The organism is Microbulbifer sp. HZ11, from assembly GCF_000708675.1.
Lineage (GTDB): Bacteria > Pseudomonadota > Gammaproteobacteria > Pseudomonadales > Cellvibrionaceae > Microbulbifer.
In genome coordinates this window covers 1,599,256-1,624,905 of the sequence record NZ_JELR01000002.1, presented here as the reverse complement: position 1 = coordinate 1,624,905, position 25,650 = coordinate 1,599,256, and the positions used below count along the sequence as shown (strand labels likewise).

Genomic DNA, 25,650 nt, shown 5'->3' with positions numbered 1-25,650 from the left:
TTGGCCGCCAATGTGTTTTTATCACCACAATCCCACTGAATTCCCCACGCAGTACCTGAATAGGGAATGGACACTTCGCGACCATCTGATAGTTTCCCGCCGAAAAATATCGCTGGATATATTAATTTGGGGAACGCATGTTCATTCGCAATTGCCTTGTTCTACTCCTGCTGGTTCTGACGCTCACCGCCTGCGATCGCGGGCTGAACCTCGATAGCCGCCGGTACCTGCCGCCACCGACATCCGACTCCTCCCCGGAAACACCCGATGACGGCGAAGAAGATGAAGATGAAGATGAAGATGAACAGAGCGAAGACGGCGACCAGGAAGAAAACCCAGGAGAAGACCAGAAGGAGGAACCGGTCGAGGAGGATACCCCGCCTTCCCAGCCTGCGAACCTGATCAAGCTCGCGGCGAGTGGTGCGCCCTTACAAATCCAGACCGAGACCTGGAGTGATACCGGCAGTGAGGAAGAAGGCTCCCAATGGGCCTGTATTGAAGACCTCGAAAGCGGGCTGGTGTGGGAGGTAAAACGCCCCGGCTCCGGCCATGCTCATTCCGCCGACAGCAGTTACAGCTGGTTCGACCCGGAAAGTGATACAAACAGCGATGCCAACGGCCAGGGACAGTGCTACCTCGACGGGGCGCTTACCAGTAGTGCCGACTGCAACAGCCGCGCATTCGCAGATCGCGTTCGCGCGGAGGGTCTGTGTGGCCGCAGTAACTGGCGGGTTCCCAGTGCGGATGAACTGCACACACTGGTGGAGCAGCAGGCTGCAGGGCAATACCGCCACACAGGTAATGGGGTATTCCCCAGTATCGAGGCCAAAGGGGGCACGCCCTATTGGAGCGCCGACGGCGCCGACGCACAGACCGCCTGGGCGCTGGACTTCGCCAGTGGCGAGGCCGTGGCGACACCCCCATCCACCGCATTGAACCTGCGGCTGGTCAGTACTGATCAGGCGCCCCAGGAAAACACCCTGCAACAATACTGTGAGGAATTCGAGCACCCTGAGCTTTTGCCCGATGCGCTGTGCAATGGGGATACGGCGTGGGAAATCAATTGCGACGACGCATCCTGCAGCGCGGTCAATTACTCGGAGTCGGTAGATCTCAAGTTCGAGTGCGCCTATCGAGACTCGCCAGAACTCGGCCCGGTTATGCGCTGCCGCGCCTACCAGGCTTCCTCCGGTGAATTTCTGTATGAGATATGCCCGGCTCCCTATGACTGCCTGATCCCTCCTGAAGACCCGCAGGACCCCGATGCCGTCGACCCAGAAGAACCCACAGCTCCGGGACCGGCACACCTGGTGAAGCTTGGCGCCGACGGTTTACCACTGGCAGTACAGAACCTCGCCTGGAGTGACTCGGGCAGCGAAACGGTAGGCAATCAGTGGTCCTGCGTTCTCGACATCGAGAGCGGACTCATTTGGGAGGTAAAGCGCACCACACTGGCAGGTATTCACCACGCGGGCAACCGCTATAGCTGGCACGATCCACTCAGTACCACACTGAACAAGGCCAACGGTCTTGGGCAGTGCCAACTGGCGGAAGGGCCAACCAGCGGCGCCCCATGCAATACACAGGCATTCGTCGAGCGCGTGCGCACCGCCAACCTGTGCGGCCTGAGCAACTGGCGGGTCCCCAGTATCGAAGAGCTCATCACCCTGGTGGCCGAGGAATCTGAGGCCAGCGCTTACCACATTGCCGCGAGCCATTTCCCAGGTCTTAACGGTGGAGCCGGTGTGCCCTACTGGAGCGCCAATGGTGGTGACCGGCGGTACGCGTTGGCGATGGATTTCTCCAGCGGCGAGGCAGTGCTGCGGGAACCCTTCGAGGGGCTGAATCTGCGCCTGGTAAGTGGTAATCAGTCTCCGATTGCGATACCACAGCACTTTGGTGTTGCCCCGGAGCACATGGCACTTGCACCGCTTCTGGGGCGAAAAAAACTGGATATCACGCTCACCGGTGAAGACCCCGACGGCGACAGCCTCACCTTCACACTGGTCTCCGAGCCACAACATGGGGATCTCCAGGGCGACGCACCCGATCTCCAGTACATCCTCGACGAAGGTTTTATCGGCGAAGACAGCTTCACGTTTACCGTAAGCGACGGCACCAAAACGTCACAAACCGCCACGGTGCGTATTGGCGTGGCGCCAACGGTAAGCCCCAATCCGGCAGCACCTACGCCGGTTTCCCTCAGTCAGCTGAGTCCGGAGGCGCCACTGCCCCTGTTGCTCGAAGACGATACCAGCGACGACGATAAGGTCGAGGGCTACCTGAAAGTCAGCGTGCCCGGCAATACGGATATTCTGCAGGATGTCCGTTACCTCCTCGCCATGCAAAACACGCGCTCGCCCCAATCAAGTCACTACACCTTCGACGTGTTCACCACTGCGGATTTTTCCGGCTCCCCCCTGACACAGGTTACCGCCAGTGACGGCGCCTATTTCGAGGCCGCCAATCACCGGGACGAAACACTGTATGTGCGTATTCGCGCAAATACCGATGAGGCCGCACCGGTGTATTTTGAACTGACGGGCAGTAGTACTTCCGAGCAAAACCGGCTCGCACACTATTGCGAGGATTACCCCCACCCCGAGCTGGTGCCTTACAACCTGTGTAACTGGGAATCCGGCTGGGAGATCGGTTGCGACGACGAGCGCTGTATCGCCGTAAACTCGGCACCTTCGGTGGATTTGAAGTACGAGTGCGACTACCGCGACGGCGACTACTTTGAAAATGTCATGCGCTGCCAGGCGTTCCAGGTATCGACCGGTGAGTTCTCCCATGAAATCTGCCCGTCACCGCATCTGTGCACGCGGATTAAACTTTCCGACCCCCCGGATATAGATCCGGGGGACACCATCCCAGTGACCGATCCCATCGAGATCGAATTCAACACGCCGGGGATAGTGGTGGAAGTACCCACCACCCCGGCCTATGGTGTCGACCTGAGCCGGCAGCTGTTTCGGGATGTTGTGCGCAGCGATGCCAGCCAGCAGATTCTCGGGGATTTTCTCGAGACCCTGCGCACATCGCTGATTGAAGATGCCAGCGAGGATTCCACGGTTGTACCCTGGCGCGACTATGTATTGGCGCTGGTGGATTCCGGCGCACCGGTCAGCGACATTATGGAAACGTTTGTCGAGGATGCTGGCAACGGCAACCAGGAAGCCGGAGCCTCGCTTTTTGCCGCGCTGAATGAACTGCTGCTGTCGCTGACGGCGAAAGAGCAAAGCGAACTGAGCAACGACGAAGTCTGGCTGCTGACTATTGCCATGGCCCACATCAATGATCGCCGCGAACTTCTGGTAACCAACGCAGAGGATCGTGTAGATGCCTATTTCGCCGAAAAAAGTGATTGTTTCGGCCTGCACTGCGTCTACGTATCCAAAGGGTTCCCCCAGGTTCTTTCAGACGCCATCGCCAGTACCGACGCGGACCTGATCGCTGCGGGCGCCCTCGGCGGTGTCGCCGTAGCCGGTGGGGTGGGAACCTATTTCACCCTGACCTCCAGTGTGGTGCTCTCCACCGCCATGGTGCATACCGCGGCTACCGCGGCCAAAGCAGGGGTGACGGTGTCTGCCTTTATCTCGGGCAGTGCCAGTGTCGCCGCGCTCCCAGCGGTGCTGGTCACGGTCGGTATTGTGTGTACCGTGGTCTCGGTATCCAATCTGATTGAGGCGGGAGAAAATGAAGCGGCGTATAACGCATTTATTCAGGACAATAACGCACGCTTTGAGGATCTCAGCGATTTTACCGGTGTAGAGCACAGTGAAGAGGTGCGTGCGGAAATCATCAACGCCGCCTTCCGCATGCTGGACGGCATGTATCACTAAGCCAGTGTCTGTCCCTGTGGTAAATTGGGCGCTTTCAACGGGCCATTACCACAGGGATCGACATTTTGCCCCCGCACGTTTCGCCAGAGAACCACGCACACAGAATCTGGGATCACCTCGCCGGTTTACCCGCAGCGAGACTGGCCAGTGACGGTCTGCAGTTTCTGCTGGAATCGATCAGCCAGACGATCAGTGCCGACCACGGTTACTGGCTCAGCGCTGTGTGCCTCGAACATCTCAATCCCGAGCGGGACTATATGCTCGGCTGGCGGCCCGGGCCGGTGTATTTTTATCGGGAGCTCCCCTCGGATCGCCAGCTGCACAAGCACTACACCAGAGAGGTGACGGCGGGGAAATATGAAGTGGATGAGAGCACCCTCAATCACATTCGCCAGGCGGGTCAGTTTCGCGGCACACTGATGCGTGATCACGTATCTGCAGCCTTCTACGACACCGCGCACTATCACGAATTTTATCGGGACAAGCGAGTGGCCGATACGCTGTTTGTGGTGGCACCCTCGGGCGAGGATGCGGAATCCTATTACTGTTTCAACCGCATGGATGGCCAGCCACCGTTTACAATGGGGGATCTGCTCCTGGCGATGGAAGTACTGCGCCCCCTGGGCTGGTTCCATCGCAAGCTACTACTGGCCCACGGCCTGCTGGTGGCGGAAAACCCCCTGACCCCCTCTGAGAAGAAAGTGCTGCACTGGCTCCTGACCGACCTGACGGAAAAAGAGATTTCCTCCAGACTCGACCTGAAGCCAGACACCACCCACAAGCACGTAATGAATATTTACCGCAAGTTCAATGTCACAAGCCGCGCAGCACTGATGGCGCTGTGGCTGGGGCATAACAGCTGAATCTCCCGTCCTCCTAGGCTGCAGGGGGCGCTGTGTTGGCAAAGGCCACATCCTCACCGGCAATGGCCAGTAGCTGCTGCAGATTCTTGCAGTTTTCTATGGAGAAACGCTGGCGGAACGCACCCCAGGCCACACCCACCGCCACGCGATAATCCGCATCGTTCAGCTTTCCCACCTCAGGCAGTGGCGCCGAATCCAGCTCACTGAGAATTCGCTCTACCCGAGCCTGCTGGCGACGGGTGTAGACATTTTCCTTGATATCCAGACCGCTGCGCTCCAGCAGGAACAGGTTGATGGCAGCATCCAGCAAAGTATTCGCTAGGCAGTAGCGATCCATATCCCGCGCGTCTGGAATAAACCCCTGCGCGGATTTTTCACGCACGTATTTCACAATGGAAGTGGAGTCGGTCAGTTTGATGTCGCCGTCTTCGAGAAACGGAACCCGCATGGTGGGGGTATCCGGGTTCTGGGTGCTATGGATATCCAGCTCCACCATTTCCCAGTCCAGGCCGGATTGCATCAGTGCCAGGCGGCAGTGGCGCACGAAGGGGGAAGTCAGGCTGCCAAATAGTTTCATCTCCGGGTGTTCCTTTTCTTTGATTTCACGGTGTTCGGGTGAGCGTGATTGATTCAGGGATGATCTCGAAAAGCTCCGCAGCCTGCAAATGGATATTTCCGATCGTCGATCAGGAAAGCACATTAAAAATTTTCACATCTTTCGGGAATAAGTCACCTTCCCAGCCGTTGTCCCTGTGCAAGCCAACAGATTGCACCAAAACCCAGAGGTTTACCAAGAGGACAACCCGATGCCAAATTTCAAAGCCATTTCCCGCTCGTTTGTTAAAACCCAGCTGATTACTGCAGCCAGCCTGCTACTGGTGGCCAGCGCCCACGCCCAACCCCAGCACAGCGTATCAGCAGATATGCACAGTAGCGCCAACATCAACACCAACATCAACTCCAACATCAACACCAATGCCAACGCCGGCGTGCAGGCCCAGGCCAGTATGCAGGCGTCCACCAGCGCCAGTATTCACAGCAGTAAATCTGGGCAGACCGCAGCCGTTACCGAAGCAGGGGATGGGCAGGGTGCGGCGCAAACTGCCGAGCAACGTGCCGATTCATCGATCGAGACCGCCAGCAGTAATCTGGAGGCTGCGACTGCGGGTGCCGCGGGTGCCGCAACCAATATTGCTGCCAGTACCGCCAACAGCCTTTCAACCCATGTCGCTGCAAACGCCGCAGAAAAACTGGATGCCGATGCCACTGCCAATGTCACCGGAGCGGTAGCCAGCAGTGTGGATCAGACGATCTCCTCTACCGTGGCTGCGACCACGCAAAGTGCCCTGGATGCAGAAATCGTCGGGCAGGTCGCCGCAGCGGTGAACGGTGAAATCGCCGCGGCAGTCGAGGAATCCGTCGAGGCGAGTGTGGCGCAGGCTATGGACACCTCTGTACTGGGCGACCTTTAAACCGCAGTCATCTTTTCCAGACTTTTCAAATAATGCCAATGCCGGGCCGCACAGGCGGCTCCGGCTTCGCGCAGGGAAGTCGCAACAGATCACATGGAATCCAGACAATGAACACGACAAACAAATTTCAGAAAAACTGCGGGATTTTTTATCCGGGCGTGCTCGCACTTTCCTGCGCCTTGTGTTCCGGCGCATCGGCTGCAGAAGTAAAAACCGATTTTTCTTTTGAAGCGGGTGCAGGCATGGAACACGATAGCAACCTTTCCATCCAGGAGCTGGACCGAGCACAAAATACGGGGGACAGCGCTTTTCTGCTGAACACCGACCTGCAGGGGAAGTTAACCGTTGACGAAGCATTTACCGTTAAGGGCGGCTATCGTCACCAGTGGAAGAACTATCAGACTTTCGAGGAGTTCGATCAGCGCACCGGCACCTGCTCGGTGGATGCCCGCTACGATTTCACCGCATTGACCCTCGGTGCCAGCGCGCACCGCGCCGATGCCGCACTGGACAGCGAGCCATTCCTAACGCTTGTCCAGAGCGGTGTGTACGCGGGCAAACTGATTGGCGGCCGGGTATACCTGCGCGGCGCCCTGGGTCAGCGTGACAAAAATTTCTCCGACAATCCGTTGCGCGACGCAAAGGCCGATATTTTTGATGGCGATATGTTTGTGTTTTTTGCCGGAGCGCAAAGTTATTTCTCACTCGGCGCCGGTTGGGAGCGCGAGGACGCGGCCTCCGAAAGTCTCGATTTCAACGGGCGCAGCCTGCGCGCACGCCTCTCCCACAAGTTCGCGCTCGCCGGTACCGAAAATACCCTGCAGCTGGGAGGGCGGTTGAGCGAACGGGAATACGTATCGGAATTTTCGCTGATGGATACACCGCTGGATTCCCCTAACCTGCCCTGGCAGGAGCCGGCGGTGACGACCACGGATGAGGAAACGCGCCGGGACCTGCGCCGCACCCTGGATGCCAGCTGGGAACTGGCCTTTAACGAAGCACTCTCTGTCACCGGCAAGCTCAGCCACGGCAATCACAGCTCACCACTGGCCGGTGCAGATTACGACGAGACGCTTGCCTCGCTGATGCTCAACCTGCGTTTTTAATCGAGAAAGCCGTAACCAAACACCGGGTCGCGGCCCGGCTCCCCCAGATCGCTGGCCCGTGCGGCCAGCTTTTCCATTACTGCACTGCTTGTTTTTGTCGTCACCTCCGGGTCGGTTGCCAGGCCCGGGTTGGTCGCCTGTTCACAGGCGGCAAAGGCGGACACGATCGGTGCGGCAATGGAAGTGCCGCTCTCGCGACCAAAGCGGCTGCCGCTGCGCGCGGTCATTACTCGCACGCCGTGCGCGGCAAAGTCCACATAGTCCCCGCGGTTGGCCCAGCGGTAAACATTCATCTGCTCATCCACCGCCGTGGCGGAAATCACTCCCGGGTAGGCCGCGGGATACAACGGTGGCGCCGCCGGGCCGCCATTGCCCGCGGCGGCCACCACGATTTTCCCCTGCGCCAGTACCCGCTTCAGTGTCGTTTCCAGTACCCGGTTGCCGGGACCGCTCAGGCTCATATTGATGACCTGTACATCCACCGACAGCAACCAGTCGAGCGCGCCGACCAAGTGCATCATGGTGGCGCCCTGGGCAAACTGGTCCCGCGGGTAGAATACCGAAGCGTTGTACAGGGTCGCTTTGGGCAGCCGCGACAGGCCCGCCGGTGCGGCGCCGATCAGTACACCGGCCACTGCGGTGCCGTGGGCATCCGGTTGTGGCAATGAGGGATCCACAAACGACTGTTGTTCGATACGGTGGCCGCGAAACGCAGGGTGATCCAGTTGAATCGCGGTATCCACCATTCCGATGGACACGGGCGCGTCGCAGATGCTGGAAACCTCCGCCGGTGCGTCACCCCCAACGGAGGACTCACTGGCGTTCTGCGGCCGGAAAATATGGTTGCGGTCGAAGCGCTCCACCAGGGACGCCGGCAGATGCCTGGACAGGGCGGCCCGGGAGTCCATGGCCGCCGGCACGCGAAAGCGCAGCAGGCTGAGACCCAGCCGGGTGTAATCGGTCTGCTCCAGAATCTCGATATCCAGCTTCTGCAGCAGGGCCAGTTCCCCAGTATCCAGCATCGCCAGCCACTGGCGCTCCACCGCCCATTCCCCCGGCGCCACCTCGACCTCCACCAGCGCCACGGCACCTCCGCCATTCAGCACCGGGATCCGGCGCAGGGTATCTGTGGCTGCGCCGGTAACCTGTTGCGCGGTGTCCGATAACTGCCGAGCCTGCTGTTGTGCCCGGCGCTCGGCCTGCCGCGCCGCTTGCGCGGCACGACGCTCCAGGTCCCGGGCCAGCCGCTCGCTTTCGCTGATGCCGTCAGAGATAGCCGGTCCCACGGCGTCCACCACCGGATCCAGATTGACGAGCTGAGCGCTCGCCGCCATCGGCAGGGGAAGCAGCAGCGCCAGCGCAGTCATACCGGTGCGCAGTGGATGTGTGGTGGGTTTCTTCAGTGGCGTTTTCATGGGTGGCATTCTCGCATTAGCCCGCCGCTTGGGAAAATGCGCGGCGCATACCGGTATCACGGCCCAACGGCGGTAAAATTCCCGCCGCCCGAAACTATTTCGATTTTCCGGGAATAAACCGGGCACCGGGCCGTTACTGGAGAAACGGGAACGAGATAATGATCATGCAAGACGAGTTGACGTCACAGCTGCCAGAGCTACTCCCCGGGCTCAGGCGCTTTGCGTTTTCCCTCACCGGATCCATGGCGGATGCCGACGACCTGCTGCAGAGCACCGTAGAGCGGTTGCTGGACCGCAGGGTTCCGGAGGATGTGGCGCTGGCGAAATGGGCCTTCCGGGTATGCCGCAACCTGTGGATCGATGAATACCGGGCGCGCAAGGTGCGCCAACAGGCGGCAGAACAGCCGGAGCTGAGCGAGGGCCAGATTGTGGACGGCGAGCGCGCGATGGCCGGGGAAATGGAACTGGAGCGGGTCAACCGCGCCATGCACCAGCTGCCGGATGAGCAGCGCTCGATTCTGTCTCTGGTGGCGCTGCAGGGGCTGTCCTACAAGGATGTGGCCGCCACCCTGGAGATACCCATCGGCACCGTAATGAGTCGTCTGGCGCGGGCCCGCGCCGCCCTCTGCGACGCCCTGAACACGCCTCCACACAAACAGGCAAGAACCGCCCACTGAGGACCACCCGATGAACGAGCACAGACAGACACAACCACCGGCGGTCACCGATAAACAGCTGAGTGCCTTTCTCGATGGAGAGCTGCCGGAACCGCAGATGGACGAGATCCGCGCGCTTTTGCTCGAGCACGAATCCCTCGCGGATCGCCTGGCGCAACTGGCGGCAGTAGACCAGACCGTGCGCCAGACCTACTCCGCCATCGACCAGCGACCCATGCCCGATGGGATCACCAGCCTGCTGGAAAAAGAGCGAGCCGGCAGCGCGCAGGTCATCGCCTTTCCCCTGTGGCGGCGAGCCCAGCGGCAGGTGCACCAGCAACTGCAACGCCACGCCGGCATGGCCGCCGCCATTGCCCTGGCCATCGGCCTCGGTGCCGGCTGGTTGCTGCCGACTACCGACAACAACGAAGGGCAGTGGCAGACCGTCGCCGCCGGCCTGGAACAGGCTCCCAGCGGCGCCAGCCTGACACTGCCAGACGGCCGCGCCATCACCCCGCGCCTGACCTTCCGCAATCAGCAGGGGGACTACTGTCGCCAGTTCCAGCTGCGCGAAGCAAACGGAGGCTCGGAGAATATTGCCTGTCGCAACGACGGCGGCCAGTGGCAGCTGGCGGCCTCGGTACAGCTGGATGCGGTGCAGGCCCCCGGCAGTTACCAGACCGCCACCGGCGGCTCGCTGCTGGACAGCGCACTGGATGCGATGGCCGCAGAAACCCTGGCCCCGGCACAGGAACAAAAAATAATTGGAAAAGGCTGGAATAAAACCGGAGCCGAGCCGTCAACCCGGTAAATGACACGCTCACGCTTCGGCAAAGAAAGGGAAAACAACCATGACCAGTATCAGTAAAACATTCGTCACTACTAAAACCGTCACCACCATTGCCGCCATCCTGGTCACACTGTCACTGAGCACCGGCTGCGCGTCTTCCGGTGAGTCTCCGGATTACCGGGCGGCCAAGGGCGCGGGCTACGGCTACCAGGAGCGCAAGATCGCCGAAGACCGTTACCGGGTGAGTTACAAGGGCCGTGGCAACAAGCGCGGCGATGCCCGGGACTACGCCATGCTGCGCGCCGCCGAACTGACACTGCTCGAGGGTTACGACTGGTTTGTGGTGGTGCGCGAGGATACCCAGGTGGACCGGGGCGATATGGATCCCAATGCCCACGGCGGAATTAGTGCCAGTACCAGCTACCGCAGTGGCCCCGACTACGTGACTACCCGCGAATGTGGGTTGCTCACGTGCACCAGCCGCACACGCCCGGCCTCCACAAGCTACGCCGCCAGCCTGCACAGTGGAAGCCATGCGCAGCCCAGCCACCGCACCAGCACCGAGGCCAGCCTGGAAATTCGCATGGGTCGCGGGGTGCGACCGGCGGGCACCAGCGGGAGCGAGGAAGCTATCGAGAGTTACGACGCGCTGGAAGTCCGCGATAATCTGGGCCGCGACTGAATACCAGCCTGACTTCGCCGTGCGGTTAGCTAAAGCGCTCCCGCACCTGCTGCCAGGTAGCGAGCGCGCTTTGGCTGTGCAGGCACACGGTCAGCATCTCGAAATCCCCCCGCGCCTTGTTCAGCACATCCAGCCCCTGGTGAGCAGCGATTTCATGGGGGAAGCGATTGGTGCCCGCCCCCAGGGCCGGAAACAACAGGCGCTGCAGTCCTTGTTCACGGGCGAGTCCCAGCACACTCTCGTAACACCGGCGCAGTTGCACCAGTGCCTCGGCTCCCCACTGGTCACCGCTGCTCCACTGGGGTGTGACCGTGTGAATCAAGTGGTTCACGAATAGATCGGGGGCGGTGGTGATCCGCGCCTCTCCCACCGGGCACTCCGGCAGCTGCGAGCACTCACTCACCAGCGCCTCACCGGCCCGTTCGAAGATCTGCTCCGACAGCCCTCGCCCGCGAATCAGATGCTTGTGCGCCGGACACACCAGTGCATCCGCCTCCAGAGTGAGAACGTCATCACAAATTAGTTGCAGCTGTCCCATGGGCCTCTCCGCGCCTAAGGCTTTCGCCATTACTATAGCCCGCTCGACCCCCGCTGCCGGCGGGACTAAGGGCTGAAGGACCAGGCCATCTAGAAAAACGACAACTCCATGGAAACTACCACACGAAGATCCTCGACCGGATGCTCCGACCCGGTCACTCAAGCACGCGCCCTGGAACTGCGGCGGCGCATCCAGGCTTCCGGCTACATGCTGATTTTCGCCCTCGCCATCACCGGCGCCATGGGCGTGATCGCACTAATGGGCGCCGACCTGTTTCTGTCCGCCAGCCTGTTCGCCGTGGCCGGCGTGATCCTGCTGTCCTATGTGGGCGTCAATGTCGCCGGCCCCAGCAGTAAAACCCCATTGTTGGTGGGGGCTTTACTTTTAGTGCTGTATTTCTACCTGCTGCTGTCCGGTGGAGTGAACAACACCGGCCTGATGTGGGCAGTGATGCTGGTGCCCGGGTTTATCAATCTGTACGGCTACAAATGGGGCACGGTTACCCTCGCCGGTATCGGCGGCGCCACCGCATTGATTCTGTTTTACCCGGATTTCCCCGGCCTGCTGGCGAGCTACGACACCGCCCACCGCGCGCGCTTCATCGCCGTATTCGGTGCCCTGACGGCACTCACCGCGATTCTCGACAGCAGCCGCCACCAGACCCAGCAGATGCTGCACAAGCTCACCGCGGAGCTTGAGAGCCATGCCAGTACCGATGCGCTGACCGGGCTGGCAAACCGCCGCGAGGCTTACCGCGCCATCGACGAACTGGAACGCCGCAACCGCGAGCTGGCAGGGCGCTACACCGTACTCATCGGTGATCTCGACAGCTTCAAGGCGATCAACGATACCTACGGCCACGGTTTTGGCGATCAGGTTCTGCAGGATGTGGCGGATGTGCTGCGCAACAACACCCGCGCCGATGACATAGTCGCGCGCTGGGGTGGGGAGGAGTTTCTGATTCTGCTGCCCAATACCGATGTCCAGGGTGGCGGCATTCTGGCAGAGAAACTGCGCCACAAGGTGGAAGCACTGAGCGCGCGCTACGAGGAAGATGTACACATATCCATCAGCTTTGGGGTTGCCGAAGGTGGCGCCAACTCCAGCCTCCCGCAAAGCCAGAGTCAACTGCTGGCGGAGGCGGACTCGCGGATGTATCGAGCCAAAACTGCTGGGCGCAATCAGGTCATCAGCACCGACTGACCGGAACCCACAGACACCAGACATCCGCCAACAGACGCCTGCTGATTACCGGCTCCGCTTCCGCGCGCTGTGAAATTAACTCGCGACTATATCTGTGGTTGCCGCTATGCGGCACCACTGCCGAATCACGCGACGTGCTGCAGCAGCTTTTCCCTGACCTCCTGGGGAATCGGCGCTTTACCCTGCTGTGCATAGTCGAAGTGCACCATCACACAATCCCCCTGTGCAACCAGCTTGCCTTTTTGCCATACCTCCTGATGGATGGTCATCGAGGTACTGCCCACCGCACTCAGGCTGGTACGAATCTCTACCGGTGAGTAGAGATAAATCTGCGCGACAAAATCCACATCCATTTTTTTCAGGATGAGGTTCCACTGGTTCAGGTTCAGATCCGGATTGAATAGCTGAAAAATCGGCGTGCGCCCCTGCTCGAACCACACGGGTATCACGGTATTGTTGATATGCCCGAGGGCGTCGGTCTCGCTGAAGCGCGGCTCTATCTGGTAAGTGAACATCGATTTTTTTCTCTCGCCTAAACGGATTAAATGCGGCAGCGCAGATTTAATCAGCTGGCGGCCCCATCATCCAGACATCATCGGCCGTAAATCGCCGATACTCCGGACAATTGTTTGCATTTGCAATCGGCTGCGGCATATCTGATCAAGTCCGCGTAAAATCTGCGCCCGAATCCGCTACGCTGTGTTTTCGGTCCACGCCCAGTCTGCAGCATCTAAACGACCAGAATCGATTTATGAGTCAAAAAGATAAACGCCCCCTGTATATTCCGCACGCCGGCCCCTCCCTGCTGGAGATTCCCCTGCTCAACAAGGGCAGCGCCTTCACTCTGCAGGAGCGCATCGAGTTCAATCTGATCGGGTTGTTGCCCACCAATGTGGAATCCATCGACGAGCAGGTGCGCCGCGCCTATCACCAATATCAACAGTGCAATACCGATCTGGAACGCCATATTTACCTGCGTGCGATTCAGGACGACAACGAGACGCTGTTCTTTCGCCTGATCGAGCAGCACATTGAAGAGATGCTGCCAATCATCTACACGCCCACCGTAGGCGCCGCCTGTGAGGAATTTTCGAATATCTACCGCAACCACCGCGGCCTGTTTGTGTCCTATCCGGACCGCAAGCATATGGACGACATTCTGCGCAGCGCGACCAAACAGAATGTAAAAGTCATTGTGGTCACCGACGGCGAACGGATCCTCGGTCTCGGCGATCAGGGCATCGGCGGTATGGGAATTCCCATCGGCAAACTGTCCCTGTACACCGCCTGTGGCGGCATCAGCCCGGCCTACACGCTGCCGGTGACGCTGGATGTGGGCACCAACAACCGCACCCTGCTGAATGACCCCATGTACATGGGCTGGCGCAACGAGCGTATCTCCCAGGAGGAGTACGACGAGTTTATCGAAGAGTTTATCGCCGCGGTAAAACGCCGCTGGCCCAAGGTATTGATTCAGTTTGAGGATTTCGCCCAGACCAATGCCATGCCCATCCTGAATCGCTACCGCGACAAGGTGTGCTGCTTCAATGACGACATCCAGGGCACTGCTTCCGTGGCACTGGGCACCATGCTGGCGGCCTGCAAGGCGAAAGACGAGAAGCTCTGCAAACAGAAAGTGCTGGTAGTGGGCGCCGGCTCCGCCGGTTGTGGCATCGCCGAGCAGGTGGTCGCGGCGATGGTGAATGACGGCCTGAGCGACGCCCAGGCCCGCGAGCGTATCTTCATGTTCGACCGCTACGGCCTGGTCACCAGTGACATGAAAGGCCTGCACGACTTCCAGGAAAAGCTCGCTCAGAGCACCGACAAATATCCGCAGGCGCCGGAGTGGGATCTGCAAACCCTGATCGAACAGGTGAAGCCCACGATACTGATCGGCGTATCCGGCCAGGGCGGTCTGTTTACCCAACCGGTAATCGAAGCGCTGCACAAGGGCTGCAAGCGCCCGCTGGTCATGCCCCTGTCCAACCCCACTTCCCGTGCAGAAGCGACGCCCCAGGAAGTGATGGCGTGGACCCAGGGCGAAGCCATGGTGGCCACTGGCAGCCCGTTCGAGCCGGTTGAACTCAACGGCAAGAAGTATCCGATTGCCCAGTGCAACAACGTGTATATCTTCCCCGGTATCGGCCTCGGGGTCATCGCGGCCAACGCCAGCCGGGTAACCGAAAATATGCTGATGGCGGCATCCAACGCGCTGGCAGAAAATGCGCCGGTGGTGCAGAAGGGCAGTGGCGCGCTGCTGCCGTCGCTATCAGATATCCGCGATGTGGGCAAAGCCATCGCCATGGCGGTGGGGCTGCAGGCACAGGAAGACGGCGTGGCTCCGGGTATCACCCGGGAAAAACTGGAAAAGAATATCGAAAAGAATTTCTGGTCGCCCAATTATCGGCGCTACCGTCGCGTGGCTTTTTGAGACACTCGTAAAAAAATAGCGGGCGCCAGGCCCGCTATTTTCACGAGATTGGGGAGATCAGTTTTTTACGCTTTCTACCCAGGCATTCACCCGCTTCTCCAGCAGCGGCAATGGCAGCGCGCCGCCACCAAGGACCGTGTCGTGGAAGGCGCGAATATCGAATTGATCGCCCAATTCTTTTTCTGCGTTGGCGCGCAGCTCTTCAATTTTCAGCATACCGATTTTGTAGGAAGTCGCCTGTCCGGGATAAGTCAGGTAACGACGCACCTCGGAGCGTACCGCGCCCTCCGGAATCGCAGAATTCTCCAGGAAGTACTCCACCGCCTGCTCCTGGCTCCAGCCTTTGGCGTGCATGCCGGTATCCACTACCAGGCGAATCGCACGCCACATTTCTGCGGTCAGGCGGCCGAAGTCGCGATAGGGGTCTTTAAACTGTCCCATTTCCTTGGAAAGTTTTTCCGAGTAGAGCGCCCAGCCTTCGATATACGGCGTGAAGTGTGCCTGGGTACGGAATTGCGGAATATTTTCCAGCTCCTGGGCGATGGAAATCTGCATATGGTGACCCGGGTTCCCCTCGTGATAGGTCACTGTCTCCATATCCGCCTTGGACAGCGCACTCATGTCAGACATATGCACATAGTAAGTACCGGGGCGGGATCCATCCGGAGTAGCTGATGAATAGTGCTGCGCACCACCGGGTACTTCACGGAAGGGCTCAACGCGTTTCACCACCAGATCCGCCTTGGGCAGGATGCCGAAGTATTCCGGCAGCTTGGCTTCGATGTCGGCGAGGTAGCCTTCGACCTCTTCGAGATATTCCTTGCGACCCTCATCGGTGTTGGGGTAATAGAATTTGTCGTCGGTGCGGATGTAGGTAAAGAATTCCTGCAGGTCGCCGTCAAACTCCACCTGGTCCTTGATCGCTTCCATTTCCTTGCGGATACGTGCCACCTCATCCAGGCCGAGCTGGTGCACCTCATCGGCGGTCATCGGCAGGGTGGTGTAATGGGCCAGGCGGTTGGCGTAGTAGCTGTCTCCGTCCGGCAGGTTGGAAACGCCACGCGGCTCCTCGTCGGCGTTTACCCGGTCTTCTTTCAGCCACGCGATATAGGCATCGTAGGAAGGTTTCATTTTACTGGTCAGGGCTTCCGCGACCTGTTCCTGTAATTCCTTCGCAGTGGCATCGTCGATGGTGCCGGCCTCTTTCAACGCCGCGATCTTTTTCTTCGCGTCGCCCATCAGCGGTGCGTCTTCGCCATCGCTGAACGGTTGACCTGTGGTGACTTTCTGGGCGCGCTCAATCGCCAGGTCATAGGCAAATTGCGGCGGGCGGATACCCTTTTTCGCGGAGCCCTGGGCACGCTCCAGCAGCTGGCCGAGGGCGGTGCTGATACCGCCGATACGGGCGATGTAATCGCGCATATCCTGCTCGGTTTCCACTTTGTGCTGGTTGATCATAAAGGTCGGCAACTGGGCTTCCGGCCCACCCAGCTCGCTGGCGAAGTAGCTGTGGTCCGCGAAAGGCTGGTTTGCCTTTTCCTGCTCGTATTGCTGAATCCACAGATCGTAGGACTCTTTACCCTCGGCGGAGAGCTTGTCGTAATCAAACTGCTTTTTCATTTCCTCGACGGTCGCTTTCTTCCACGCCAGCTCGCGTTCGTCCGCGGCCTTGGTCATATCGTCGATCTTGTCGTACTGCTCCTTGCGGCCCAGGTAGCTGAGCTGAATCGGGCTGAACTGCAGTTTTTCTTCGAACTTTGCATCGAACCATTCGGTAAGACGTTTGGTTTCATCCTGTTGCGACTCCGCGGTCTCCGGGAGCTGGTTTGCCTGTTCACCGGACTTGGCCGCCACGGCCTGCTCAGATTGCTTATTGGGGTCGTCACTCTGCTGACAGCCAGCCACAGCCGCTGCGATCACCAGACTCAGGAGCGCTTTGCGCATAATTTAGCCTCTTGTAAAAGCGTTTTATAAATAGGAAACCGATCCACACTCAATATCAGGGGTAGGATATGGAATGTAACAGTATCGATTCGATGAAAAATATCAGCCGATTTTCGCTACCTTCTTTTCTTCACTGTTAACGATGTGCAGTTCCCGCTGAGGGAAGGGAATGGTGAGCCCCTCGGCTTCCAGCGCCGGCTTGAGCTTCTTCATCAACTCCCAGTACACATCCCAATAATCATCGGTCTTGGCCCAGGCCCGCAGGTGCAGGTTTACCGAACTGTCCGCAAGTGCACGCACCGCGTAAGCGGGCTCCGGGTCAGTGAGAATCCGCGGCTCCTGCGCCACCAGATTGCGCAGCACGCGCATACCGGTTTCGATGTCATCGCCATAGGCGATACTGGCGATGATTTCGATCCGCCGACTGGAGTTGCGGGTGAAATTAGTCAGGGTCTCGCCCCACACCTTGTCATTGGGAGCGGATATACGCAGCCCGTCGGGCGTGTCCATTTCGGTGGTGAACAGTCCGATCTTGCGTACGGTGCCGATGGTGCTGCCAAACTGAATGGTTTCACCTACGCGAAACGGGCGCAGCCCCAAAAGCACAAATCCGGCTGCAATGCTTTGCAGGGTGTCTTTCAATGCGAGACCCACCGCGAGACCGGCGGCACCCAGCAGAGCGACCAGCGAGGTGGTATTGGCACCGAAAATATCCAGTACCACCAGGCCACCCACCACATAGGTGCCCCACACCGCGAGGGTTTCCAGTACCGGTACCAGAGTCTCATCGATGCCGCGTTCGGTAAGACGGTTCACTGCGCGGGAGACGATTTTTGCCGCAATCCAGGTTACCAGCAGGGCCAACAGGGCCCATAGAATATTCAGGCCCACGTCGATAAGTACCGGCCACAGCTCTTCCATTTGCGCTTTCAGTCCGTCCACAGCGTAATCTCCCGATTCAAAGTTCAGTGCGAAGCATAAGGCAGGGAAGGCCCCGAGGGCTATGGGGCCCCTGAGAAGAAATAGTGCTGTACCAGCTGCAGTACGAGCAGGGTAAGTACCAGAATAAAAATAAGATTTTGGCGATTCATAACCGGTATCTGAAAATAATTGTCAACCTGAAGCGGGCAGAGTCAGCAGGCCTTCGGCTACCAGCCAGTCCCGGGATTCGCGCAGCATATCCGCAAGCGGCATCGCATTGCGATAGCCCAGTTCACGCTCCGCGCGGGTGGAGTCAGCCAGCGCGCGACTGGTCAACATACTGGCCTTCTGTGGCGTTACCGCAGGTTCACGGCCGCTGATACGGGATACCGCGTCGGACACTGCAGCGATACCATGAATGAACAGCGCGGGGGTGGTGCGCCGTGGGGCCGGCACTCCCACCAACTCGGCAATGGTGCGGAAGAACTCCAGAAAGCTCGCATCGGTACCGGCGAGAATATAGTTCTCACCGCGGCGACCGCGGTGGAAAGCCTCGATATGCGCCCGCGCCACGGCACCCGCGTGGCAGAACGAACTGGCTCCAGGCGGCACCCCCGGCAACCTGTTCTCCGCCAGCAGGAAAAATGTCTGCGCCCAGCTGGACACATCGTACTTACCCACAATGGCACAGGGGTTGAGAAGCACCGCGTCGAGACCGCGCGCAATCTCGTCACGCACTGCAAGCTCCGCGTGCAGTTTTGAATAGTGGTAGTGGAAACGGGGATTGGTGGCCAGTTGCGGACTGGCCTCGCTGATGACACCTTGCTGGTGACCGTAGGCCGAGATGGAACTGGTGACGATCATGCGCCCCGGTTTGCTCTGGCGGGCAAAATGCTGCCGCACCGCCTGCGCGAGGTTGGCAGACCCCACCACGTTATCCTGCCACTGTTGCGCATCGCCACCACGCCACATACTGGTATTACCGGCGAGATGGAACACCGCATCCAGCTCCGCCGGCAAGGCATTTTGCAGGGACTCCAGACTGTCGAGAGAGGCCTGCACCGGAGTGGCCCCCAGCATCCGCAGACGCCGGGTACTGGAGTCGGGACGGTGCATGGCGGTGACTTGCCAGCCATCGCCAATCAGCTGTTCGATCAGGTTGGCGCCGAGAAAGCCGGTGCCACCGGTTACAAATGCGCGCATCGTGTCTTCCGATTCCGGGGCGCGGAATGCGCCCCTGGATAACAGAGACTACTTGATCTCCAGCCCCAATTCATGGGCAAGAAACGCATACTGGTTGGTAAAGTCTTCCACCTGCATCCACACCGGCTTGCCGGCACCGTGGCCCGCGCGGGTTTCCACTGCTAGATAGATCGGGTTGTCACAACCCTGGTCCCGTTGCAGTGCCGCGGCGAACTTGTAGCTGTGCCAGGGCACCACACGGTCATCGCGGTCCGCGGTAGTAATCAGAGTGGCCGGATAGCAGGTACCCTTTTTGGTGTTGTGCACCGGGGAGTAGGCGTAGAGCGCTTTGAACTCGTCCTTGTTTTCCGACAGGCCATAGTCGCTCGACCACTGGCGCGCATTGGCCGAGGCCGTGTGATAACGCAGCATATCCAGCACGCCGACGATGGGCAGGGCTACCTTGAACAGTTCCGGGCGCTGTACTTCGGTAGCACCCACCAATAGCCCGCCATTGGAGCGGCCCATGATGCCGAGCTTTTCCGGCGAGGTGATCTTTTCACCGATCAGCCATTGCGCCGCGCCGATAAAGTCATCAAACACATTCTGTTTCTGCAATTTGGTACCAGCCTTGTGCCAGTCGCCACCGTATTCACTGCCTCCGCGCAGGCTCACCATGGCAAAGGTACCGCCCATATCCAGCCAGCCGGCAAAGCGGGTGTAGAACTGGGGCAGCTGCGCCGCATTGAAGCCGCCGTAGCCGTACAGCAGCGTGGGATTTTCACCGTCTTTTTTCAGGCCTTTCTTGCTCACCAGGAACAGGGGCACACGGGTACCGTCTTCACTGGTGAAAAAGTGTTGGCTAACGGTGTAGCTGGAAAAGTCGGCCGGGTATTTCGGCGCTTTGACCTTTTCGCTTTTGCCACTGGCCACATCCAGCTTGTAAATGCTGGGCGGGGTCAGGAAATTGCTAAACGCATAGTAAGTTTCGCTGTCTTCCGGATCACCGTAGAAGCCTTCCACGGTGCCCATACCGGGCAATTTCAGTTCGTACTGCTGCTTGCCATTCAGATCGGTTACCAGCACCTTGGATTTCGCATCCTCCAGGTAGTGCAGCACAAAGCGACCACCGATCAGGCTGGCGCCCTGCAGGGCATTTTTCTGCTCTGGCACCAGGGTTTTCCAGTGGGCTTTTTCCGGCTTGTCCAGATCGATGGCGACAATGCGACCATTGGTTGCGTCGGCATTGGTTTCGAAAAAGAACGTTTTGCCGTCGTTGCCGAGGAAGGTGTAGAGAGCGTCCCAGCCGTCCAGTAGTTTGACGACTTCGGCCTTGGGATCGGTCAGATCCTTGTAGTACACCCCGTTGCTGTCATAGCCATCGAAAATACCGAGGATCAGGTATTTGCCGTCATCACTGACTTCTGCGCCCGGGTTGCGGGTGGGATGATCGGTAATCTGGTAAACCAGCTGATCCTTGCTCTGGGGCTCGCCGATTTTATGGAAGTAGACGGAGACCTGCTTGCTGTCGTCGGCACTGCCGTCCTGGTTAAACGGGTAGCGGCTATAGTAAAAACCAGACTCGTCCTTGGCCCAGCTGGCGCCGCTGAATTTGATCCCGGTCAGGCGATCCGGAATCAGGCGGCGCGTTTTCAGGTCGCGCACATGGTAATCGGTCCAGTCAGTACCGCCGTCGGAGGTACCATAGGCGAGGTAGCGGCCATTGGGGCTGACCGAATAACGTTTGGCCGCAATAGTGCCATCCTCACTGAGTGCGCGGGGATCCAGTACCACGCCGCCATCCTTGTGGATATCGCGGGTGCTGTAAAAAACGCTCTGGTCCCAGGTGCCATCGTTGTACTCGTAAAAAACCTGTCCGGCTTTCTTGTAGGGCACTCCGTATCGTTCGTACTGCCACAGCTCGGTAAGACGCTTGTTGATCTTGTCCCAACCGGGCAGTGCCTTGAGTTTGGGCAGCGAGAAGTCGTTCTGGGCGGTTACCCAGTCTTTGACCGGCTTGGATTCCTGGTCTTCGAGCCAGCGGTAGGGATCGCTGACACTGGTGCCAAAGTAATCATCTTTCTGCGCGACGGTTGCGGTTTCGGGGTATTCCAGCGCGGGTTTGTCGCTATGCGCGGCGATGGCAGCCACTGCGGCCAGCACGGGAATGGCAGCTCCGGCTATGAGAGTCAAAGCGGTCTTGTTCATGGAGACTTCCGGTTTTTTATTGGCGATCAGTGGGCTAATCTAGAAAATTCGCTGCCAAGCATCCAGCGGGCAACAGAATTTTAGAAGAGGTTATCGATGAAAGGCCTGATTCAGCGGGTAAAACACGCGAAAGTGGAAGTCGGCAGTGAATCCGTCGGCGCCATTGATCACGGAATCCTGCTGTTGCTCGGTGTCGAGGCCACCGATACGGAAGCCACCGCAGACAAGCTGCTGCACAAGGTTTTGCACTACCGGATTTTCAGCGACGGCCAGGGCAAGATGAACCTGAATGTGCAACAGGCCGCTGGCGGACTGCTTGTGGTCAGTCAGTTCACACTTGTGGCAGACACCGCCAGGGGGCTGCGCCCAAGCTTCAGCCGCGGAGCCAGTCCAGAGCGGGCCAATGAACTGTATGAATACTTCCTCGCGGAGGCGCAGAGCAAAATTGCCGACGGCTGCCCTGTCGCCGGTGGTCAGTTCGCTGCGGACATGCAGGTATCACTGTGTAATGACGGGCCCGTGACCTTTTTGCTGGAGGCGTGATTCTGCGCCTTATTCTGGTAGGTTTGGGCACGCTTGCCAAGGGATTCCAGCTGCGCCTTGCGCTGCGCTTTGGACTGGGCGCCCAGTTGCTCTACCGCTCGATAGAATGCTTCCCAGTCGCTGCCGCTATCTTTGTACAGCTGCACGAAAGCCGGCACCTGTGACTGATATTCGCTAACCAGAGCGAGGGTGGCATTGTTGGTTTTCTCGATCATCTGGGCGAATTTTTCGTCCTGGGTCCAGCCTTCAGACTCTTTGCGATAGCAGTGGCGCAGCCGCTGCAGGGTATTGGCCTTGCGCTCGCGCTTCTCGTCATCGGTCAAATCCGAACGGTAAATATCCTGCAGTTGCCTGCGCGCACTTACCATCAAACCGTTCACCCGCCGAGCCTGCTCCACGTTCGCCACCCTGGGAGCGGGAATACCATTGCGCTTGCGCCACGCCGGCAGGGCGATACGCGACACAGCCGTGGCAAAACTCTCGTTAAACTGAGTATCTCCAGCAATATAAACCCGGCGGTGCGCCAATTCATGGAATAGCAAACTGGCCAATCGATCCGGCTTCCAGTCAACAAAACTCGAGAGCACCGGATCGTCAAACCAGCCGAGGGTACTGTAGGCCGGCACCGGCCCCAGATACACGTCGTAGCCCTGGGCCCTCAGCTGTCCCGCCTGGGTCTGGGCATCGCGTTTGTCGAAGTAGCCGCGGTAACTGGCGCAGCCGGCAATGGGGTAGCACCAGCGTTTGGGAGACAGGGAGAACTCCGGCGCAGCCACGACGTTATACAGTACGTATTCGTCTTCCAGCTGGGTAAAGTCGCTGTAGGCCGTACCCACAGGCAGGTGCAGCTCGCCGGCTGCATAAGCGCGGATCGACTGCACCCACTCCAACTGCCGCCGCAGCTTTGGGTCCGTCTGCTCCTCCTGCACCAGGCGGTCAATTGACTCGCGACCCGCCAAAATCTTCAGCTGGCCAGTGGTAGCCTGAGAATAGAAATACACGGTCTCACAGCCGCCGGCCAAAATTGCGCCCACCAGTACCAAAAGGCGCAGCAGTGGGCGCCCCTTTTCACAGGCAAAGATGAAGAGCCGCGGTTGAGCGGCTAATTTAACTCTGGAGAGAAAACGTTGAATCAGGGAGTCGTCCATGCCGCCCGTTGCCGCTGTTTCGCTGGTGTTTTTACTGGTACTCAGTGCCGTGCTGTGGATTTATCTGATACGGCTTTCTTTTGGTATTTCTACAGTAATGGGTATCGCTGCGCTGATTTTCCCACCTCTTCCCCTGCTTCTGCTACTCGCAAACTCTGAGCATAGGAGACAACTGGCTCTGTTGTCTGTGGCGATCTTACTGCTTTCCAGCATAGTCGCTCTCCCCGACTAACCCTGATTACCTGCAACACGGTGAGCGAGGCCGGCCATTCGCCGGCAGCATTTTTTGACCAGCGGTCCGGCTGCAACCACAGGAAAATCTGTATTTCGGCAATTCTTTGGGGTATTTTTCTGTGTTGATTTTTGCGCCAGGGATGTGGCTAACCGACTAATAATTGAACAATCCACATCTTTAGGGGGAAATCCGATGTACAGGCCTGATTCGGGCATGCTTGTTAGCACACTCAAACCACTTTTTTATCTGCCTTTTTGTCTTGCCATTGCAGCCTGTGGCGGTGGCGGTGGCGGTGGCGGGAGCGATGCACCATCCGGTCCAGCATCACCAACCAATACCGCTCCGATAGCAAACAATGACAGTGTCTCCGTCTCCGCCCGGGAAACGTCAATCGTGATTGATGTACTGGCCAATGACTCCGACGCCGACGGTGACGCGTTGAGCCTGACTGCGGTCGAGTCATCGGAATTTGGAACAGACCCCGCTATTGAAGGCGATAAGATTCGCTACACCCTTAAAAATGGCGTCCACGGTACGGACAGGTTTTCCTACACCATAAGCGATGGCACCGATGAATCGCAGGCTACGGTTATTATCAATATTGACTCGCTGTTGACCCTCTCCGGGACTATCGGAGAGTCAGTTAGCGGTATTGGTACCGTCACAGTTACCGTGGGCACCAGGGAATACCAGGCAAATCTCGATGGCCGCCGGTTCCAGCTGGAGCTCCCTGTGGAAGATGACAGTGCGTTAGTCGCCGTCCAGTCAGAACACCAAAATACCGACATCAATAAAGGGATAAGACTGAAGTCATATTTAGGTACTTTAGGCTTCCTAAAGTCCCAGGCAAATGATGGCATCGTCACTGAGGATACTCTGCCAACTCTGTACCTCTCTGCCGCAGGGACCAGCGCCAGCGCTTATATGGAAATGGTGGCGGGAGGCGAAATTCATTCACTCGATGTCCTGACAAACTCCGCACAAACTTTGCCGCAAAAATTGGTGATGGAAAGTGCCATTGCCCTCAAATCCCTATTAGCAGGGGACCAATGGAGTGAATTCACTCAGCTCAACACTTACGATTTTTTGATAGATCATCCAAAAGCCGTGACCCTCGCTGAGCAGTTAGAAGCGAGCAACCCCGAAAAATACACGACCTATCGTAACCAGATTCTCAGTAACTCTAAGCAAATCAAGGCGCTTGAAACAGCACCGGAGCAGGAGCTCCTGTTTATCGATCTTGGCGACCTTAGCGCTACTCGTGCGACGGGAATCAGTGTTCAGTTGCCGGCCGCGGAGTCGGAATTCGGATATTACGCGACCAACTCGACAAAGAGCCAGCAGGACAATCAGGTTCAAATGCATGTTGCAGGCAATACGATCTCAATTGATGTGGACGGAGTGCTGGATGCTGTTTATTTTTATGATGGCCGAGAAGAGTGTACTACGCCGGAAGTGATCAGCTACACCGCCACACCGATCAAAACTGTATTGAGCAAGGTGTTGGATACCAGTGTATTTTCAACCTATCAACAAACGACTCAATACCGCTGTGACGAAACCAAAGCCATTTTTGCCGCAGCCCCCAACTTTCTCCAGCTAAACAACGTCAAGTTTGGCGATTTTTCCGCTGCCACGCAAAACACTTTTGCTATCGGTACATACCTCGACAAAGACGAGACCATTTATCAGGGCCCTTATCATTGGCAGGCGGTGCTCGTATCACCGAACGCAAACGGTACCATCACCCAGCGGTTTGATTTCAAAAATGACTATACCGATAGCGGGGTCATGTCGCTCGACGAAAATGGGCGGCTTGTGCTTGCCATGAACCGTGGTATCACAGTGGAATATGTTGCACTAGGAACGCAAGGGCACGGGCTCAGGACTTTGGGAGTCGTCAGGCGTGCCGATGGTTCTATCGCCTCTGTGGGCGGCGACTACCTTGTACCCGTCACACAAGGGTTGAGACTACCGGTTCCGGGGTCACTGGTTATTAAAGATCAGCAGTTCGCGGTGCTTGACGAAGCATCCAAGTACAGCGCAAGCGGTTTTGGTTTTGAGTTTTTTGCAGACGGCACCGGCTCGCAGCTGTATCGCTCCAATGGTACTTACCGAAGCGCTATTTCAGGTTATCAGTGGACGGAAGATACGGGATATCTTGACATGCGCTACTTCCATCACCGCAGCGACAATTCCGATCCCTATCCGTCCAATTGTGCTGAGGATGACCCGGATTGCGTAGAATATCGATACCGCGAAATTGAGCCGCTGGCGCAGGTGGGTGGTGACTATTTTGTGCGTATCTACCAGGAGATAGATTACTCCAAGCAATACGGCACGGGTGAGGGAGAAGAGGTGTTTATTTCTAGTTACATCGATCGTTTCACTCCCACCCCCTAAGACACGAGATTGTATTTTGAAGCGCCCTGCAGGGCGCTTTTTTGTTGTCGTACACAGTCCACCCT

General features: G+C 58.3%; 21 protein-coding genes. 12 read left to right on the top strand and 9 right to left on the bottom strand.

The genetic code is table 11. The features are described 5' to 3' along the window. The first annotated feature begins 137 nt into the window (after positions 1-137). Both AU11_RS14520 and AU11_RS14515 read left to right on the top strand, forming a co-directional pair. Positions 138-3,845, top strand: coding sequence for a DUF1566 domain-containing protein (locus AU11_RS14520; RefSeq protein ID WP_043319998.1), 3,708 nt, complete (start codon positions 138-140; stop codon positions 3,843-3,845). Positions 3,846-3,910: 65 nt separating this feature from the next. Then, positions 3,911-4,708 carry a helix-turn-helix transcriptional regulator gene (locus tag AU11_RS14515; protein WP_043319997.1) on the top strand — a complete coding sequence of 266 codons (798 nt, stop codon included), beginning with the start codon at positions 3,911-3,913 and terminating at the stop codon, positions 4,706-4,708. Positions 4,709-4,721: 13 nt separating this feature from the next. Here AU11_RS14515 and AU11_RS14510 read toward each other — a convergent pair whose 3' ends face one another. After that, positions 4,722-5,285 (bottom strand): glutathione S-transferase family protein, encoded by a 564-nt coding sequence (locus AU11_RS14510; RefSeq protein WP_043319996.1) that lies wholly within the window; start codon positions 5,283-5,285, stop codon positions 4,722-4,724. 229 nt (positions 5,286-5,514) lie between these two features. Here AU11_RS14510 and AU11_RS18340 point away from each other — a divergent pair, with 229 nt between their 5' ends. Continuing rightward, entirely contained in the window at positions 5,515-6,180 is a 666-nt protein-coding gene (locus tag AU11_RS18340; RefSeq protein WP_043319995.1) for a hypothetical protein, read from the top strand. A gap of 107 nt (positions 6,181-6,287) precedes the next feature. Then, complete coding sequence (locus tag AU11_RS14500; RefSeq protein WP_043319994.1) at positions 6,288-7,286, top strand: hypothetical protein; 999 nt, start codon at positions 6,288-6,290, stop codon at positions 7,284-7,286. On the opposite strand, the gene AU11_RS14495 is transcribed toward AU11_RS14500, so the two are convergent. Next, positions 7,283-8,701 (bottom strand): S8 family serine peptidase, encoded by a 1,419-nt coding sequence (locus tag AU11_RS14495; protein WP_051687277.1) that lies wholly within the window; start codon positions 8,699-8,701, stop codon positions 7,283-7,285. The two genes, AU11_RS14500 and AU11_RS14495, sit on opposite strands and share 4 nt — an antisense overlap. Before the next feature lie 158 nt (positions 8,702-8,859). Here AU11_RS14495 and AU11_RS14490 point away from each other — a divergent pair, with 158 nt between their 5' ends. Genes AU11_RS14490 through AU11_RS14480 form a run of 3 tightly spaced genes read left to right on the top strand, consistent with a single transcriptional unit; the run spans position 8,860 to position 10,829 of the window. Next, on the top strand, positions 8,860-9,378 hold the full coding sequence (locus AU11_RS14490) for an RNA polymerase sigma factor (RefSeq protein ID WP_231491952.1): 519 nt from the start codon (positions 8,860-8,862) through the stop codon (positions 9,376-9,378). Positions 9,379-9,388: 10 nt separating this feature from the next. After that, positions 9,389-10,168: a hypothetical protein gene (locus AU11_RS14485; protein ID WP_051687276.1), complete on the top strand. Its 780-nt coding sequence runs from the start codon at positions 9,389-9,391 to the stop codon at positions 10,166-10,168. A gap of 40 nt (positions 10,169-10,208) precedes the next feature. After that, positions 10,209-10,829 carry a hypothetical protein gene (locus AU11_RS14480; protein ID WP_051687275.1) on the top strand — a complete coding sequence of 207 codons (621 nt, stop codon included), beginning with the start codon at positions 10,209-10,211 and terminating at the stop codon, positions 10,827-10,829. Positions 10,830-10,854: 25 nt separating this feature from the next. Here AU11_RS14480 and AU11_RS14475 read toward each other — a convergent pair whose 3' ends face one another. Then, positions 10,855-11,367 (bottom strand): macro domain-containing protein, encoded by a 513-nt coding sequence (locus AU11_RS14475; RefSeq protein ID WP_043319993.1) that lies wholly within the window; start codon positions 11,365-11,367, stop codon positions 10,855-10,857. Between the two features lie 108 nt (positions 11,368-11,475). Between AU11_RS14475 and AU11_RS14470 the strand changes: the two genes are divergently transcribed. Next, positions 11,476-12,570: a diguanylate cyclase gene (locus AU11_RS14470; protein WP_051687274.1), complete on the top strand. Its 1,095-nt coding sequence runs from the start codon at positions 11,476-11,478 to the stop codon at positions 12,568-12,570. 125 nt (positions 12,571-12,695) lie between these two features. Here the strand turns inward: AU11_RS14470 and AU11_RS14465 are convergent, their stop codons facing one another. Further along, positions 12,696-13,085 (bottom strand): thioesterase family protein, encoded by a 390-nt coding sequence (locus AU11_RS14465; RefSeq protein WP_043319992.1) that lies wholly within the window; start codon positions 13,083-13,085, stop codon positions 12,696-12,698. 236 nt (positions 13,086-13,321) lie between these two features. Here AU11_RS14465 and AU11_RS14460 point away from each other — a divergent pair, with 236 nt between their 5' ends. After that, positions 13,322-15,001, top strand: a complete 1,680-nt coding sequence (locus AU11_RS14460; RefSeq protein ID WP_043319991.1) for an NAD-dependent malic enzyme — start codon at positions 13,322-13,324, stop codon at positions 14,999-15,001. A 57-nt stretch (positions 15,002-15,058) separates the two neighbouring features. Here the strand turns inward: AU11_RS14460 and AU11_RS14455 are convergent, their stop codons facing one another. The 4 genes from AU11_RS14455 to AU11_RS14440 form a co-directional block, all read right to left on the bottom strand. Then, positions 15,059-16,945 carry a DUF885 family protein gene (locus AU11_RS14455; RefSeq protein ID WP_043319990.1) on the bottom strand — a complete coding sequence of 629 codons (1,887 nt, stop codon included), beginning with the start codon at positions 16,943-16,945 and terminating at the stop codon, positions 15,059-15,061. A gap of 102 nt (positions 16,946-17,047) precedes the next feature. Continuing rightward, on the bottom strand, positions 17,048-17,887 hold the full coding sequence (locus AU11_RS14450; protein WP_156035334.1) for a mechanosensitive ion channel family protein: 840 nt from the start codon (positions 17,885-17,887) through the stop codon (positions 17,048-17,050). 171 nt (positions 17,888-18,058) lie between these two features. Beyond that, a complete protein-coding gene (locus AU11_RS14445; protein WP_043319988.1) occupies positions 18,059-19,069 on the bottom strand; it encodes an NAD-dependent epimerase/dehydratase family protein in 1,011 nt (336 codons plus the stop codon). A gap of 48 nt (positions 19,070-19,117) precedes the next feature. After that, on the bottom strand, positions 19,118-21,256 hold the full coding sequence (locus tag AU11_RS14440; protein WP_043319987.1) for a prolyl oligopeptidase family protein: 2,139 nt from the start codon (positions 21,254-21,256) through the stop codon (positions 19,118-19,120). A gap of 96 nt (positions 21,257-21,352) precedes the next feature. Between AU11_RS14440 and dtd the strand changes: the two genes are divergently transcribed. Continuing rightward, the gene (gene dtd / locus AU11_RS14435; RefSeq protein ID WP_043319986.1) at positions 21,353-21,799 is read left to right on the top strand and encodes a D-aminoacyl-tRNA deacylase; all 447 of its coding nucleotides are present in this window, start codon (positions 21,353-21,355) and stop codon (positions 21,797-21,799) included. Here the strand turns inward: dtd and AU11_RS14430 are convergent. Beyond that, positions 21,730-22,947 carry an aminopeptidase gene (locus AU11_RS14430; protein ID WP_231491950.1) on the bottom strand — a complete coding sequence of 406 codons (1,218 nt, stop codon included), beginning with the start codon at positions 22,945-22,947 and terminating at the stop codon, positions 21,730-21,732. The two genes, dtd and AU11_RS14430, sit on opposite strands and share 70 nt — an antisense overlap. On the opposite strand from AU11_RS14430, the gene AU11_RS14425 reads away from it, so the two are divergent. Together AU11_RS14425 and AU11_RS14420 are read left to right on the top strand one after the other, a co-directional pair. Continuing rightward, positions 22,946-23,179 carry a hypothetical protein gene (locus AU11_RS14425; protein ID WP_043319985.1) on the top strand — a complete coding sequence of 78 codons (234 nt, stop codon included), beginning with the start codon at positions 22,946-22,948 and terminating at the stop codon, positions 23,177-23,179. The two genes, AU11_RS14430 and AU11_RS14425, sit on opposite strands and share 2 nt — an antisense overlap. 195 nt (positions 23,180-23,374) lie before the next feature. Further along, complete coding sequence (locus AU11_RS14420) at positions 23,375-25,585, top strand: Ig-like domain-containing protein (protein WP_156035332.1); 2,211 nt, start codon at positions 23,375-23,377, stop codon at positions 25,583-25,585. Positions 25,586-25,650 lie beyond the last annotated feature (65 nt).